The organism is Acuticoccus mangrovi (assembly GCF_016411865.1).
Taxonomy (GTDB): domain Bacteria; phylum Pseudomonadota; class Alphaproteobacteria; order Rhizobiales; family Amorphaceae; genus Acuticoccus; species Acuticoccus mangrovi.
The window spans coordinates 178,631-192,907 of record NZ_JAEKJA010000015.1; the positions used below are offsets into that span (position 1 = coordinate 178,631).

13 protein-coding genes are annotated in these 14,277 nt (G+C 68.7%); 7 read left to right on the plus strand and 6 right to left on the minus strand.

Annotation, left to right across the window (positions count from 1 at the left end; genetic code table 11):
- Positions 1–115: 115 nt before the first annotated feature.
- Positions 116–1,162, plus strand: coding sequence for an N-acetylmuramoyl-L-alanine amidase (locus JCR33_RS17315; RefSeq protein ID WP_198883369.1), 1,047 nt, complete (start codon positions 116–118; stop codon positions 1,160–1,162).
- 12 nt (positions 1,163–1,174) lie between these two features.
- Here JCR33_RS17315 and JCR33_RS17320 read toward each other — a convergent pair whose 3' ends face one another.
- A complete protein-coding gene (locus tag JCR33_RS17320; protein WP_198883370.1) occupies positions 1,175–2,950 on the minus strand; it encodes a hydantoinase B/oxoprolinase family protein in 1,776 nt (591 codons plus the stop codon).
- Positions 2,951–3,397: 447 nt separating this feature from the next.
- On the opposite strand from JCR33_RS17320, the gene JCR33_RS17325 reads away from it, so the two are divergent.
- Entirely contained in the window at positions 3,398–3,595 is a 198-nt protein-coding gene (locus tag JCR33_RS17325; protein ID WP_198883371.1) for a hypothetical protein, read from the plus strand.
- 172 nt (positions 3,596–3,767) lie between these two features.
- On the opposite strand, the gene JCR33_RS17330 is transcribed toward JCR33_RS17325, so the two are convergent.
- The 5 genes from JCR33_RS17330 to JCR33_RS17350 form a co-directional block, all read right to left on the minus strand.
- Complete coding sequence (locus JCR33_RS17330) at positions 3,768–5,843, minus strand: hydantoinase/oxoprolinase family protein (RefSeq protein ID WP_198883372.1); 2,076 nt, start codon at positions 5,841–5,843, stop codon at positions 3,768–3,770.
- Between the two features lie 70 nt (positions 5,844–5,913).
- Complete coding sequence (locus tag JCR33_RS17335; RefSeq protein ID WP_198883373.1) at positions 5,914–6,186, minus strand: YrhK family protein; 273 nt, start codon at positions 6,184–6,186, stop codon at positions 5,914–5,916.
- Positions 6,187–6,257: 71 nt separating this feature from the next.
- The gene (locus JCR33_RS17340; RefSeq protein WP_198883374.1) at positions 6,258–6,620 is read right to left on the minus strand and encodes a glyoxalase superfamily protein; all 363 of its coding nucleotides are present in this window, start codon (positions 6,618–6,620) and stop codon (positions 6,258–6,260) included.
- 7 nt (positions 6,621–6,627) lie between these two features.
- Positions 6,628–7,929: an adenylosuccinate lyase gene (gene purB / locus JCR33_RS17345; protein ID WP_198883375.1), complete on the minus strand. Its 1,302-nt coding sequence runs from the start codon at positions 7,927–7,929 to the stop codon at positions 6,628–6,630.
- Positions 7,926–8,894 carry a sodium:proton symporter gene (locus JCR33_RS17350; protein ID WP_198883376.1) on the minus strand — a complete coding sequence of 323 codons (969 nt, stop codon included), beginning with the start codon at positions 8,892–8,894 and terminating at the stop codon, positions 7,926–7,928. Before JCR33_RS17350 ends, purB begins: the two co-directional genes overlap by 4 nt.
- Positions 8,895–9,052: 158 nt before the next feature.
- On the opposite strand from JCR33_RS17350, the gene JCR33_RS17355 reads away from it, so the two are divergent.
- The 5 genes from JCR33_RS17355 (at position 9,053) to JCR33_RS17375 (ending at position 14,124) form a co-directional block, all read left to right on the plus strand.
- Positions 9,053–11,110 (plus strand): 3-hydroxyacyl-CoA dehydrogenase NAD-binding domain-containing protein, encoded by a 2,058-nt coding sequence (locus tag JCR33_RS17355; RefSeq protein WP_198883377.1) that lies wholly within the window; start codon positions 9,053–9,055, stop codon positions 11,108–11,110.
- A gap of 108 nt (positions 11,111–11,218) precedes the next feature.
- Complete coding sequence (locus tag JCR33_RS17360) at positions 11,219–11,551, plus strand: helix-turn-helix domain-containing protein (protein ID WP_198883378.1); 333 nt, start codon at positions 11,219–11,221, stop codon at positions 11,549–11,551.
- A 101-nt stretch (positions 11,552–11,652) separates the two neighbouring features.
- The gene (locus tag JCR33_RS17365; RefSeq protein WP_198883379.1) at positions 11,653–12,396 is read left to right on the plus strand and encodes a glycosyltransferase family protein; all 744 of its coding nucleotides are present in this window, start codon (positions 11,653–11,655) and stop codon (positions 12,394–12,396) included.
- On the plus strand, positions 12,393–13,412 hold the full coding sequence (locus JCR33_RS17370) for an ELM1/GtrOC1 family putative glycosyltransferase (RefSeq protein ID WP_198883380.1): 1,020 nt from the start codon (positions 12,393–12,395) through the stop codon (positions 13,410–13,412). Before JCR33_RS17365 ends, JCR33_RS17370 begins: the two co-directional genes overlap by 4 nt.
- An 88-nt stretch (positions 13,413–13,500) precedes the next feature.
- Positions 13,501–14,124, plus strand: coding sequence for a class I SAM-dependent methyltransferase (locus JCR33_RS17375; protein WP_198883381.1), 624 nt, complete (start codon positions 13,501–13,503; stop codon positions 14,122–14,124).
- Positions 14,125–14,277: the final 153 nt, after the last annotated feature.

Below are 14,277 nucleotides of genomic sequence, written 5' to 3' on the forward strand. Positions count from 1 at the left end.
TCGCCCCGGGGTGTTTTCGTTCAGAGGCGGCACGGGGCCGCGACCGGCGATTTGACAGCACGAGGGCGAGCGCCCAAAACATACGCATTATTTATACATTCAATTCAGGTGATTTATGAGCGTCTACGATGAGGAGTTCTTTAAGCTCGTCTCGCTGCTCGGCGATCGTCCCGTCGAATTTCCCACCCTCCGGCCGGCGCACGTCGCCCAATGGATCCTCGAATCCGACCGCGGCCTCTCCGATCTCGCCCGCCGCTTCCACAATTTCGGCGGCATGAAATATCGCAGCGAGCTCGCCGGCATCGCCCTCCCGATCGCCTACGAGGCGCACGACGGGCTCGACACCTACTGCGCGTTCCCCGACAACGCCGCGTTCCTGGAGGGCTATTTCCGCTTCCTCGACCGCTCGCCCTACAGAGGCTGGCGTGACCATGCCGCGAGCCCGGAAGCCTTCCTGAGCTTCATCGGCCCGATCTGGGCCGGCGATCCGGCTTACGTGACCAAGGTCCTCGGCCTCCTGCCCGAGGCGAGCGATCTGCTGAAGAACGCCACCACTGCTGGGGTCGACGACGCGGCGCCCGATCCCACCCCGTCGGTGCCCGGCCGCCCCTATATCCGCCTCGACGGCGCCCAGGCGGTCGCCACCGGCTTCGACGGCCTCAAGATCAGCTACAAGGGCGACGCCGGCTGCCCCTACGGCATCGTCGCGACGCAGGGCCGGCGCCCCTTCACGGGCATCATTTTGCACCACACCCAGCCCGGCAAGAGCGCGGCCTGGTACGTGCGCTACCAGATCGACGGCGATTCCGACCGCGGCGGCCATTTCGGCTACCACTTCTATATCGGTGAGGACGGCACCGTGCTGCAGGGCGCTCCGCTCGACAAGCGCACCAACCACATCTCGAGCAAGGCCGACATCCGGCGCTCGATCGGCAGCCACCTGCGCAACAGCAACGCCATCGGCGTCAGCTTCGTGGGCGCCGGATTTCCGAGCGGGTCGAAGCCCACCCCGTTCCAGGAGGCCGCCGCCGAGGTGCTCGTCTACGCCCTCGCCGACCACTACGAGATCCCGTTCGACAGCGTCTTCGGCCACGGCGAGATCCAGCGCAACCGCATGGCGAGCGAAGGGCGCGACGTCGCCCAGCGCATCCGCAGCTGGTAACGGGCGGCGGGCTCAGGCGAGCGCGCGACGCTCGGCCCGCAGCACCTCCGTCGCCTCGAGGTCGAGGCCGTAGTCGTAGCCGTCGTCGGTGCGCGAGAGCACCACGCCGTAGTCGACCCGCGCCGCCTCCGGCGTCACGAATCCGTCGAGCACGTCGTCGAGCACCTTCTCCGGGTCGCGCTCCAGCGGGTCGCCGTAGCCGCCGCCGGAGGGGGAGTAGTAGGAGATCACATCGCCCGCCTCGACGCGCAGGCCGGAGAGCTTGGCGGGCTCGTTGCGCACCTCGTCGGGGCGGTTGATGTTGGAGACGGTGAGCTGGCCCACCGCGCCTTCCTTGCCGCCGAAGATGCCCCAGGGGGTGTCCTCCTGGCGGTCGCTTTCGTGCGTCATGAAGCCCGGCGTGAGGAAGCGCTGGCTCTTCACGACGCCCTGCCCACCGCGGAACTTGCCGGCGCCGGGCGCGATGTCGTCGCGCACCTCGTAGCGGTCGCAGATGAGGGGCAGGTGCATGCCGAGGTCCTCGAGCGGGTTGTTGCGCGTGTTGCGCATCAGCTCCTCGACCGTGTCCGGCCCGTCGGAGGTGGGGCGCCCCCCCATCGCCGCCTCGTTGACCTCCAGGAACACCCAGTAGTCGCCCGACGGCCGCACGCCCGAGAAGGCGGCGAAGGAGAGGGTCGCGGCGTTCCCGGCCGTCACCTTGTCCGGGATCACCGGGGCGAGCGCCTTGATGATGAGGTCGACGAGCCGCTGGATCTGGCAGAAGCGCGCCTCCGCCGCGACCGGCGCCGACGGGTTGAAGATCGACCCCTTGGGCGAGGTCACTTTGACCGGACGGAACGAGCCCTCGTTCTGCGGGATGTCGACGTCGTGGGTGTAGGTGTCGAGGAGCAGCGCGCGGAAGGCGAAGAAGCAGGCGACGTTGGTCGACCCCTCGAACGGCACGTTGAAGCAGGTGGGGACCTGGTCGGAGGAGCCGGTGGTGTCGACCTCTACGCTGTCGCCGCGCACCTTCACCGTAACCTTCACCGGCAGGTGGACGCCGCGGTTGCGGCCATCGTCGTCGAGGAAGCCCTCGGCGGTGTAGTCGCCGTCGGGGATCTTGGCGATCTCGGCGCGCAGCATGCGCTCGGCGTAGTCCATCAGCTCGTCGCAGGCGGCCTTCACGTCGGCCTTGCCGTACTTCGCGAACAGCTCCTCGAAGCGGCGCACGCCGAGCTCGGCGGAGGCGATCTGCGCCTCGAGGTCGCCCATCACGAGGCTCTTCACCCGCGTGTTGTCGGCGATGAACTGCCACAGCGCCTCGTTGCGCACGCCGCCGTCGTAGAGCTTGAGAGCGTTCATCAGCATGCCCTCGGCGTACATGTCCGGCACGTCGATGATGAGGCCCGGCGTCGCCGCGCCGATGTCGACGTGGTGCGCGGTGTTGGCCGAGAAGCCGACCAGCTCGCCCTCGAAGAACACCGGCATCACGATGGCGATGTCGGGCGAGTGGCTCGCCCCCTCGTAGGGGTGGTTGTGGATCACGCAGTCGCCCGGCTTCCAGGCTTCGTTGGGGATGCGCTTGCCGATGCCGCGCAGATAGCCGGGGAGCGAACCGATGTGCATCGGCGTCGAATCACTCTCGCAGAGGGTGTTGTAGCCGGTGTCGAAAAGGCCCGCGCCGAGGTCCTGGCTCTCCCGGATGATGGACGAATAGCTCATCCGGTAGAGGACGTTGCCCATCTGCTCGGCGATGGAGTGCAGCGCCCCGCCGATGACCTGGAGCGTGATCGGGTCGATCTGAGCCATGAAGAACCTCCGCTAGCACGTCCATACTAGGCAAGGCCGAGGCCAAGTGCGAGCCGCCATCGTGCGCGCCCGTCCCGCCCTCGGCGCGCGCGGGATGCCGCCTGGAAACGATTCCAGAAAAGTGACAGAAGTTTCCAACGGATGCGCATTTATTGCGCCCGCCTCCTCGCCGAAATCCCGATCCACGGCTCGAATCCTGGAACAGGAAGACGCAATTTGTGCGCTTTCCTCTTGCCAACAGACATGACCGATGTCATATTGTCGTCATCAAACAGCGGGGGATGATCGCGCGGCCAACTGGCAAGCGGCCAACCGCAAGGGGAAGCGCCGATGTGTGACGCGCAGCACAGCCCCCGGGCGGAATAAACGCCACATTGCATGCGTTGTAACCAAGTCGCCCACGGCGAGACGCCGGGGAGCGCTCTGATAAGAAAGGGTTTTAAGATGATGGGACGCTTCTTGGTCGTGGGCCGCGCCAGCACGCTGCCCCGTCACCACAACCCCGCCGAGCCGACCTTCGAGGATCTCGTGCGCACCAACCACCGCCGCGACGACTACGAGCGGCGCCACTGGAACCTGCGGGACCGCCCGAGCCCGTCGGCGGCGGCCGCCATCGGTCGCCCCTTCATCGAGCCGGCCGAATAGGCGCACACGTCGGCGTGACGCGCGATCCCTCGCAGGCGCACAGCGTGCTCCCATCGGCGGCAGCGTGACACGAGACGATTTTCATCGGCGATCGCGACGGATCGCCCTCCGAGCAAAAACGGCCCGCCTTCCGGCGGGCCGTTTTTGTTGCGGGTCGGTGTAGCGGTGGCGGTCAGTCGCGCGTCAGCCGCAGATCGCCGTGGAGGATCACCGTCGCCGTCCAGCCCGGCGGCACGAGGGTGGTGGAATTGTGCTGCACGATGATCGCCGGCCCGCTCACCCGGTCGTCCGCGCCGAGGTCGCCGCGACTGTAGCGGGGCGTATCGTGGGCGGTGCCGTCGTCGAAGGTGGTCGGACGGTGATACATCACCGCCTCCGCCGGATTGGTCCGCCCGCCGTGGCCGAGCTCGGGCACGGTGAGCGAGCCCGCCCCCGCCCCAGCGATGAGACGCAGGGTGATCGCCTCGGTCAGCTGGTCGCGGAAGGCGTGGCCGTAGACCTGCTTGTGGGCATCGTAGAAGGCGTCGATCACGGCCTGCTTGGTCTCCGCCGTCAGCGGGCCGTCCGGCAGGTCGGCGCGCAACTCGAAGCCCTGTCCGACATAGCGGCACTCGGCGACCTTCTTGTAGACCCGCGCCTCGGGGGGCACGCGGTCGGCGTCGAGCTGGGCGTCGGCGAGGGCGCGCAGGGCGTCGAAGTCGGCGTTGAGCTCGGCGAGCTCCTCGTCGGACGCCGTGTTCATCACCGTCAGCACCGAGTGGGTGTACTCGTACTGGAGGTCGGTCACGAGGAGCCCCATCGCGGCGGTGATACCGGGCTGGAGCGGGCTGATGACGTCCTTCGCCTTGATGATCTCGGCGAGAGCCGTCGCGTGGAGCGGCCCCGCCCCGCCGAAGCCCATCAGGGTGAAGGTCCGCGGATCGATGCCCTTCGCCACCGAGTTGGCGTTGATCGCGAGCGCCATGTTGTTGTTGATGATCCGCAGCACGCCGAGGGCCGCCTCCTCCACGCTCATGCGCAGCGGCTCGGCGATGTGGGTGCGGATCGCCTCGCGCGCGAGGGCCTCGTCGATGGTGAGGTCGCCGCCGAGGAACTGGTCGGGGTCGAGCCGGCCGAGCACCACCTGGGCGTCGGTCACGGTGGGCTCCGTGCCGCCCTGGCCGTAGCAGGCCGGCCCCGGCGCCGCCCCGGCCGAACGCGGCCCGACGCGGAAGGCGCCCCCGGCGTCGATATGGGCGATCGAGCCGCCACCGGCGCCGATGGCGTCGATGTCGATCATCGGCACCAGCACGGGGAGCGCGGCGACCTCCGTGTCGCGCGGGTTCTTGATGCGCACCTCGCCGTCCTGGATCACCGAGATGTCGGCCGAGGTGCCACCGATGTCGATGGTGATGATGTCCTTCGCGCCGGCGGCCTCGCCCGTCCACTTGCCGCCGATGACACCGCCCGCCGGACCCGACAGGAGCAGCCCCACCGGCCGCTCGCTGGAGTTCTCCACCGTGGAGATGCCGCCGTTCGACTGCATGATGCGCACGATCGCCTCGACCCCGGCCTCCTTCAGCCGCGCTTCGAGGCGCTTCAGATAGGCGCTGGTCTTGGGGCCGATATAGGCGTTCATGGCGCAGGTGGAGAAGCGCTCATACTCGCGGATGACGTTCACCACCTCCGACGAGCAGGACACGAACGCGTCCGGCATCACCTCCTCGACGATGGCCTTGGCGCGCTTCTCGTGACTGTCGTTGAGGAAGGCGAACAGGAAGCCGATGATGACGGCGTCGAGCCCGCGCTTCTTGAAGAGCTCGGCGGCGGCGCGCACCTCGTCCTCGTCGAGCGGCACCTCCACCTCGCCGGTCGGCGGCATGATGCGCTCGGTGATCGCCAGCCGGTCGCGCCGCTTCACGAGCGGCTTCGACTGCCAGGGCACGTCGAACTGGAGCGAGAAATTGTGCGGCCGCTTGTGCCGCGCCATGTGCAGGATGTCGCGGAAGCCCTTGGTGGTGAGCATGCCCACCCGCGCGCCCTTGCGCTCGATCACCATGTTGGTGGCGACCGTGGTGCCGTGCAGCACCATGTCGATGGTCGACGGCTCGATGCCCGCGATTCTGCAGATCTCGGTGACGCCCTTCACCACCCCCTCGGACTGATCCGCCGGGGTCGAGGGAACCTTGTGGACGACGATGCCCTCGCCGGGACGGTCCAGCACGATGTCGGTGAAGGTGCCCCCGACGTCCACGCCCACACGGATCATGTGCTCACCTCGTTGATTGTCTTAATGATTGCGGATGCACGCTTCGTGCCGTGGCTATCCTCGTCTCACGTCATGGCCGCGGCAATTCTGCCCGCACGTCCATACGACGCAGCGCGATCTCGCGACAGAGCTTGATGGTGGGCTTGAGGGCAAAGAGGATCGAGCCGATGAGGAAGAGCCATGTCCCGCCGGTGGTGAGGCTCGGGTAGAAATAGAGGATCGAGCCGGCGACGAAGCAGAAGGCCGCCAGGAAGTCCACCACGGTCCGCGCGAACTCGAAGCGCGCGTACACCGTATTGTGGCGATCGCTGAGCGTGGCGTTGTCCGGATGAAAGAGCGACATGGGCGGGGACGTGTCTCGGCGCGGTCGGATCGATCGCGCCAGCCTCGCACCGGTGGCGGGCGGAGCGCAACCTACCCCGCCGTCTCCACGAAGGTCAGCCGGTTCGCGAACGGGTCGGTGATGGTGATCTCCGTGGTACCCCAAGGCGTCGCACGAGGCTCACCCGGGCGGGCGTAGCGATAGTTCGCCGCGCGCAGCCGGACCGTCCAGTCGGCGAGCCCCGTCACCGCGATGCGCACGTGGGCGCCGGGTGCCGCGTCGCCGTGATGCTCCGACAGGTGAAGGTCCACCCCCTCGCGCCGGATCCCCATATAGAGCGGGAATTCCTCGCCGTAACGGTGCTCGAACACGACCTCGAAGCCGAGGAAGTCGATGTAGAACTCCCTCGCCTTCTCCGTGTCGAAGATCCGCAGGATCGGCGTTACCGCGGCCATCGGGTCCTCACGCGAAGACGCGGTCGAAGATCACGTCGACATTGCGCAGGTGCGCCTTCTCGTCGAACGCCGCCGCCAGCGCCTCCGGCGAGATGCTCACGGCAATGTCCGGATCGGCCATGATGAGATCCTTGAAGCGCCCCTCGCCCGCGTGGGCGCGCATCGCGTTGCGCTGGACCATGCGGTAGGCGTCCTCGCGCGACACTCCGGCGACGGTCAGCGCCAACAGCACCTGCTGCGAGTGGAAGAGGCCGCCGAGCATCGCAAGGTTCGCCGCCATCCGCTCCGGCTTGATCACGAGACCCTCGACGACGCCGGCGAGGCGGTTGAGGGCGAAGTCGAGCGTCACCGTGGCGTCGGGGCCGATCATCCGCTCCACCGAGGAGTGGGAGATGTCGCGCTCGTGCCAGAGGGCGACATTCTCCATCGCCGGCAGCGCGTAGGCGCGCACCATGCGGGCGAGCCCCGTCAGGTTCTCCGTCAGCACCGGGTTCTTCTTGTGCGGCATCGCGGAGGAGCCCTTCTGGCCCTTACCGAAGGCCTCCTCCGCCTCGCCAACCTCGGTGCGCTGCAGGTGGCGGATCTCCGTGGCGAGACGCTCCACCGAGGAGGCGACGACGCCGAGCGTCGCGAAATAGGCCGCGTGCCGATCGCGCGGGATCACCTGGGTGGAGACGGGTTCCACCTTCAGCCCCATCTGGGCGGCCACGTGGGTCTCCACCCGCGGGTCGATGTGAGCGAAGGTGCCGACGGCGCCGGAGATCGCGCAGGTGGCGACCTCCTCGCGCGCCGTGATGAGGCGGGTGCGCGCCCGGTCGAACTCGGCATAGGCCTGGGCGAGCTTGAGGCCGAAGGTGGTCGGCTCGGCGTGGATGCCGTGGCTGCGGCCGATCGTGGGGGTGTACTTGTGCTCCATCGCCCGCGTCTTGAGGGCGGCGAGCAGGCGCTCCACGTCGCTGATGAGGAGGTCGGTGGCGCGGGCGAGTTGCACCGCGAGCGTGGTGTCGAGGACGTCCGACGACGTCATCCCCTGGTGCACGAAGCGCGCGTCGGGCCCGACGATCTCGGCGAGGTGGGTGAGGAAGGCGATGACGTCGTGCTTGGTCTCCCGCTCGATCTCATCGATCCGGTCGACGTCGAAGACGGCGGCTCCTCCCTTTTCGCGGATGGTGCGGGCGGCCTCCTGCGGGATCGTGCCGAGATCGGCCATCGCCTCGGTGGCGTGGGCCTCGATCTCGAACCAGATCCGGAACTTCGTTTCAGGGGACCAGATGTTCGCCATCTCCGGGCGGGAGTAGCGGGGGATCATGGGAGGCTCCTCGCGTTGGGCACCGCGCTGTGGGCTGCGACGAGGCGCCGGCCGAGCGGTTTCAGGATCATGGGAAAGAAGAAGATGGGCAATTGGCTGAGGGCAAAGATCAGCCAGACCATGTCGTCGATCTGGGTCACGCCGAGGGCGGCCACCACGAGGCCGGCGTTGCGGTTGCCGGCGGCGTACCCCATCGCCACCGCATCGACGCCGACGAACGGGCGGAACACGGCGTAGGTCAGCGCCATCTGGGCGAGGGCGAAAGCGAACGACCCGACGGTGATGCCGAGCGTCAGCCCGGGATCGGTGAGGAGGCGTGCCCCCACCCCGTCCATCGCGCCGAGGGCGAAGATGATGGCGACGACGACGCTCACCGTGTCGAGCACCGGCCGCGCCGCCGCCACCCGACCGGGGCCGAGCAGGCGCCGCAGCAGGAAGGCCAAGGCGAACGAGGCCGAGATCATCAGGGCGAGGCGCAGCGCGAGGTCGACCGCGCTGATCGGCATCGTCTCGGCGACGAAGAAGGAGGCGATGGTGGGCGCGGTGATCGGCATGACGACGGTGCCGATCAACGTGACGGCGAGCACCAGGGCTCCGTCGAGCCCCATCAGCATGGCGAAGGCCGGCGCCGAGACGATGGGCGGCGGCGCCACGAAGATGAAGATGATGGTGAGCCCGAGCGGCAGGGCGAAGGGCGGGCCGAGGAGGACGGCGAGGCAGAGGAGCGTCAGCGGGAACACCACCACGAGCCAGAGCCCGGCGCAGATCGCCGGCAGCGGCCGCCGCACCCGGGCGAAGAAGGACGCGACGTCGACCCGCAGCATCGACACGGTGAGCATCGTCAGCACGCAGTAGCCGAGAAACGGGCGCAGCGCGTCCGCGAGCCCCGGCAGAACGAGACCGAGGAGCGCGGCCCCCGCGATGATGCGGGTGGAATTGCGGCTGATAAAAGTGAACGGACCCATGGAGGGCTTCTCATCCACCTTCCGGGTCCGCCGCGCAAGCCTGCGCTGCACGAGGTCGAGCCGGGCGGCGGGCGCGGCATGCGGCTGCACACGCACGGCGTGGCAGGACGCCCCCCACCATGGCATAAGGCGGCCGTTGCACCTTCGAGGAGACCCAGATGGTCGTCACCACCGAGCGCCACGGCAAGACCGGACTCATCGTCGTGGACAATCCGCCCGTGAACGCCCTCTCCCAGGCCGTCCGCTCCGGCATTCTGGAGGCCGTCCAGACCCTCGACGCCGACCCCGAGATCGACGTGATCGCGCTGCTCGCCGAGGGTCGCACCTTCATCGCCGGCGCCGACATCCGCGAGTTCTCCGCCCCGCCCAGCGAGCCGCTGCTTCCGGCGGTGGCGGCGGCGATCGTCGGCAGCGCGACGCCGGTCGTCTGCGTGATCCACGGCACCGCGCTCGGCGGCGGCTTCGAGATGGCGCTCGCCTCGCACGCCCGCGTCGCCCTCGCGGGCGCCAAGGTGGGCCTGCCGGAGACGACGCTCGGCATCATTCCGGGTGCCGGCGGCACGCAGCGCGCGCCCCGCCTCGCCGGCATCGTCGCCACGGCCGATCTGGTGATTTCCGGCAAGCCCATCTCCGCCGGGGAGGCGCTGAAGAAGGGCCTCGTCGACCGCGTGGTGGAGGGTACCCCGCGCGAGGCCGCCCTCGCCGCCGCCGAGGCGGTGCGAGACGGCAGCCTCGCCACCCGCCGCACCGACGCGCTGCCTCCCGCCGAGCCCGCGCCCGACGAGATCGCCGGCTGGCGCGCCGAGCTCGCGGCCCGACCCGGCACCTTCGCCCTCGAGCAGGCGGTGTCGGCGCTCGAAGCCTCGAGCGGCCCGATCGAGGACGGGCTCGCGACGGAGCGGCTTCTCTTCGAGACCTGCCGCGCCTCGCCGGAGCGGGCGGCACGGGTGCACATCTTCTTCGCCGAGCGCGAAGCGTCCAAGGTGCCGGAGCTGAAGCGCGCCGAGCCGCGGCCCATCGCGCGTGTCGGCGTGATCGGCGGCGGCACGATGGGAGCCGGCATCGCCGCGGCCTGCCTCCTCTCCGGCTACGACGTGACGATGGTGGAGCGGGACGACGAGGGTGCCGCGCGGGGCCGCGCCACAGTCGAGGGCGTGCTCGACGGGTCGGTGAAGCGCGGCCGCCTCTCCGCCGACAAGCGGGCGAACATGGCGTTCTCCGCCGGGAGCGACTTCGCCGACCTCGCCGACTGCGATCTCGTGATCGAGGCCGCTTTCGAGGACATGGCGGTCAAGAAGGAGCTGTTCGGCCGCCTCGGCGAGGTGGCGCGGGCGGATGCCGTGCTCGCCACCAACACCTCCTATCTCGACGTCGACGAGATCGCCGCCGCCAGCGGGCGGGCGGGCGACGTCGTCGGCCTCCACTTCTTCTCTCCGGCCTACGTGATGAAGCTGCTCGAAGTGGTGGTGGGCGAGAAGACCGCGCCGGACGTGGTCGCGACCGCCTTCACCGTAGCGAAGCGCCTCGGCAAGATCGCAGTCTGGTCCGGGGTCGGCGACGGCTTCATCGGCAACCGCATCTTTCTCGCCTACCGCCGCACCGCCGACATCATGATGGAGGACGGCGCCTCCCCCTACGACATCGACCGCGCGCTCGTCGCATGGGGGTTGCCGATGGGTCCCTATCAGGCCGCCGACTTCGCCGGCCAGGACATCGGCTGGGCGACCCGCAAGCGCCGTGCCGCGACGCGCGATCCCAACGAGCGCTACGTGGCGATCGCCGACAAGGTGTGCGAGCGGGGCTGGTTCGGCCGCAAGACCGGTCGCGGCTTCTATCTCTACCCGGAAGGCGCGAAGTCGGGGGTGCCCGATCCAGAGGTGCTGGCGCTGATCGAGGAGGAGCGCCGGGCGAAGGGGATCGTGCCGCGAAACTTCACGGACGAAGAGATCGTGAACCGAATTCTGTGCACAATGGTTAACGAAGGAGCCCGCGCGGTGGATGCCGGAGTGGCCCGGCAGGCGTCCGATGTCGACGTCGTCATGGTCAACGGTTACGGCTTCCCACGCTTCCGCGGTGGCCCGATGAAGGCCGCCGACATCGCCGGCCTCCCGGGAATCCTTGACGATTTGAAGCGTTTCGCCGCCGACGACGCCACCGCCTTCGCCCCGGCGCGGCTGATCGAGGAATGCGTCGCCGCCGGGCGGCCGTTGGTCTAGCGCTCATTCGGCCATTGATCTACATTATATATCCGACGGGGAACGGTCGGCATCTTCCGTTCCCTGATCGACCGTGCAGCAACCAACAGGCGTGACGTGCAGCAGAGGGTGTGCAGTCCCAGACCCGGGGAAGATTGGCGAGCGCGCCTCAGAGGCTGCCTCGTTGAAAGCGGCAAGACTCGCGCTCAAGTCTGCAGCGAGGCCGGCCTCAACCCGGCCTACCTCACCCAAATTCTGGAGCAGAAAGGGGCGACGCCGCGGATCGACAATCTGCAGAAGCTCGCCGTCGTCCTCGGAACGAGCGTCACCTACCTCGTCGACGGGATCGAAATGTCGTCCGACAGCAACGAATGCCTGGCCCTCTACTCCAAGCTCACCGCCGAGCGTCGCAGCGCTGCGCTCATGCTGTTGCGCGATATGGCCGCCGCGTCGACCAAGTAGGCTTTGCGCGATCGACGTCAGCCGGTAGGAGAGCGGACCGCCGTATGGCAGCATGAGTCGCCATCCGACCGTTCGACAGCCTGCGAAGCCGAAAGCCGACGATGAGTGACGAACAGACCGTCATCTGTATGAAGTGGGGCACCGCCTACGGGCCCGACTACGCCAACACCCTCTTCAACATGGTGCGCCGCCACACGACGCGGCCGCTCCGCTTCGTCTGCTTCACCGACGACGAGCAGGGTCTCGATCCCGCGATCGAGACGAAGCCGCTTCCGCCGATCGACCTGCCGGAGAGCCACCGCTGGAAGGCCTGGCGCAAGATCGCCCTCACCCAGAAGACGCTCGACGACCTGACCGGCAACGTCCTCTTCCTCGACCTCGACGTGGTGGTGACCGGCGGCATCGACGACTTCTTCGACTATGCGCCCGAAGCGACCTACTGCGTCATCGAGAACTGGACGCAGCTCGGCAGCGGCATCGGCAACACCTCGGTGTTCCGCCTCACGGTGGGCTCCCACACCGAGGTCTACGACACGCTGATGGCCGACCCCGCGGGCACGGTCGCCAAGCACAAGAACAGCCAGACCTTCCAGTCGCGCACGATCTCCTCGCACACCTTCTGGCCGGCGCCCTGGTGCGTCTCGTTCAAGCACACCCTGCTGCCGCCGTTCCCGCTCAACTTCGTCAAGACGGCGCCGCTGCCGCCCGACGCCAAGGTGATCTGCTTCACCGGCTATCCCAACCCCGACCATGCCCGCGACGGGGTGTGGCCGGAGAAGGTCTGGTACAAGCGCCTGCGCAAGCACGTGCGGCCGACCCCGTGGATCGCCGAGCACTGGCGATGACCGATGTGCTCGTCCTGACCGACGGTGTCGCCGGCCACGACAGGGCATCCGACGGAGTTCTCGCCGCCCTTTCCCGCCACCACACGACCGAAGCCGGATGGCTCGGCATCGCCGAGGTGCGGCCGCGGTCGCGGCGCATCGCGCGCACCTGCGCCGCGCTCGGCGCGCCCGAGGCCTTCCTCTCGCGCAACACCCTCCTCGCACCGGACCGGGTGGCGCCGACCTTCGCGAGCCGGCGGCTGGCCGACTGGCCGGCCCGCGCCGACATCGTCCTGTCCACCGGCCCCTCCACGGCTGCCGCCAACATCGCCGCCGCCCGCAAATACGGCGCCCGCAACATCTATTGCGGGTTCGCCAAGTGGCCGGTGCTCGGCTTCTCGATGATCCTGTCGCCCGTCGTCTCGCGCTCGCCCCACGTCGCCTTCGCGCCGCGGCCGACGCGGATCGATGCCGACGCGCTGCCCCGACCGCGCCATCTGGTGGATGGGCAGGAGCGCCGCATCGCGCTCCTCTTCGGCGGCGAGACCAAGCACTACGCCTACACAGAGCGCGACATGGATGCGCTCGCCGAGGCCTGCCGTGCCCTCCTCGAGGCGCGGCCGACCTGGTCGCTCGTGGTGTTCGATTCGCGCCGCACCGCCTCCCGCCTCTTCGATCGCGTGGCGAGCGCCCTCGCTCCGCTCGCCCCCCGCGCCACGGTGCATCGCTTCACCGACGGGGGCATCGCCTCCAACGCCGAGGCGTTTTCCGCCGACATCGTGCTCGTCTCCGCCGACAGCCTCACCATGGTGACGGAGGCGATCGCCGCCGGCCGCCCTACTCTCGTCGTCCGCGCCGACGCCTATCGCGGGCCCGATCGCGACGTCAGGGAGCTTGCCGACCTCGCGGCCGCCCGCATGATCGGCCGCACCACCTTCGGCAAGCTCGACCTCGCCGCGCTCCACGCCACGCCGATGCCGACGACGATTTCGCAGCCGGCCGCCCTAAGTGCCCTCCTACAATCCAAGGGATTTTGATGAGGACGGAGCCGTGGTCCAACTCAAGCGGGTCGTTCAGCGTCTGACGGGTCGGCAGGGCAGAGCACCGAAAGAGCCGCCCCTTGCGGTGAACGACGTGCTGATCCGACGATCGATCGAGGATTCGGCCGACTTCATCGAGCCCTATCTCGCCCATTCGCTGCTGATCCGTCGGACCACCCAGATCCGCGACTTCGCCATTCGCCGCGTTCCGCCCGACGGGATCGTGATGGAGCTCGGCGTCTATCAGGGTGCCGGCATCAACCAGTTCGCCGACGTGCTCGCCGCCCGCGGCGACAGCCGCACCCTCTACGGCTTCGACGCCTTCAAGGGGCTGTCGGAGGACTGGTTCGGCAAGTCGATCGCGGCCCGCGCCAACTTCGACCGCAAGGGCCGCCCGCCGAAGGTGCGGCCCAACGTGGAGCTGGTGGTGGGGTGGGTGGAAGAGACGCTCGCCCCCTTCCTCGCCGCACACCCCGGCCCCGTCGCCTTCGTGCACCTCGATACCGACACCTACACCCCGGCGCGCCTGGCGCTGGAGCTCCTGAAGCCGCGCTTCGCCGCCGGATCGATCGTCCTGTTCGACGAGCATCACGGCTACCCGAACTGGCGCAACGGGGAGTATCGGGCGCTGACGGAGGTGTTCGAGCCGGACGACTACCAATACACCGCCTTCGCCAGCCAGCAGGCGGTGATCCGCATGAGGGGCTAGCGCGCGTTCAGGAACAGTGGAGCCGGTTTTCCGCTCGGAACGCGCGCAGATAAGAAAGCCGGAGCCGGTTCGGTGAACGCGAGCTCGTTGAACCGGCTCCAGCGCACCGAGCGGGCGGCCCGCGACCTAGTCCTCGAGGATGCGGCGGGCGGC

Bases quoted from the DNA above. Each gene is read 5' to 3' on its own strand.
- JCR33_RS17315 (WP_198883369.1), top strand. From the start codon at position 116: ATGAGCGTCTACGATGAGGAGTTCTTTAAGCTCGTCTCGCTGCTCGGC.
- JCR33_RS17320 (WP_198883370.1), bottom strand. From the start codon at position 2,950: ATGGCTCAGATCGACCCGATCACGCTCCAGGTCATCGGCGGGGCGCTG.
- JCR33_RS17325 (WP_198883371.1), top strand. From the start codon at position 3,398: ATGGGACGCTTCTTGGTCGTGGGCCGCGCCAGCACGCTGCCCCGTCAC.
- JCR33_RS17330 (WP_198883372.1), bottom strand. From the start codon at position 5,843: ATGATCCGTGTGGGCGTGGACGTCGGGGGCACCTTCACCGACATCGTG.
- JCR33_RS17335 (WP_198883373.1), bottom strand. From the start codon at position 6,186: ATGTCGCTCTTTCATCCGGACAACGCCACGCTCAGCGATCGCCACAAT.
- JCR33_RS17340 (WP_198883374.1), bottom strand. From the start codon at position 6,620: ATGGCCGCGGTAACGCCGATCCTGCGGATCTTCGACACGGAGAAGGCG.
- purB (WP_198883375.1), bottom strand. From the start codon at position 7,929: ATGATCCCCCGCTACTCCCGCCCGGAGATGGCGAACATCTGGTCCCCT.
- JCR33_RS17350 (WP_198883376.1), bottom strand. From the start codon at position 8,894: ATGGGTCCGTTCACTTTTATCAGCCGCAATTCCACCCGCATCATCGCG.
- JCR33_RS17355 (WP_198883377.1), top strand. From the start codon at position 9,053: ATGGTCGTCACCACCGAGCGCCACGGCAAGACCGGACTCATCGTCGTG.
- JCR33_RS17365 (WP_198883379.1), top strand. From the start codon at position 11,653: ATGAGTGACGAACAGACCGTCATCTGTATGAAGTGGGGCACCGCCTAC.
- JCR33_RS17370 (WP_198883380.1), top strand. From the start codon at position 12,393: ATGACCGATGTGCTCGTCCTGACCGACGGTGTCGCCGGCCACGACAGG.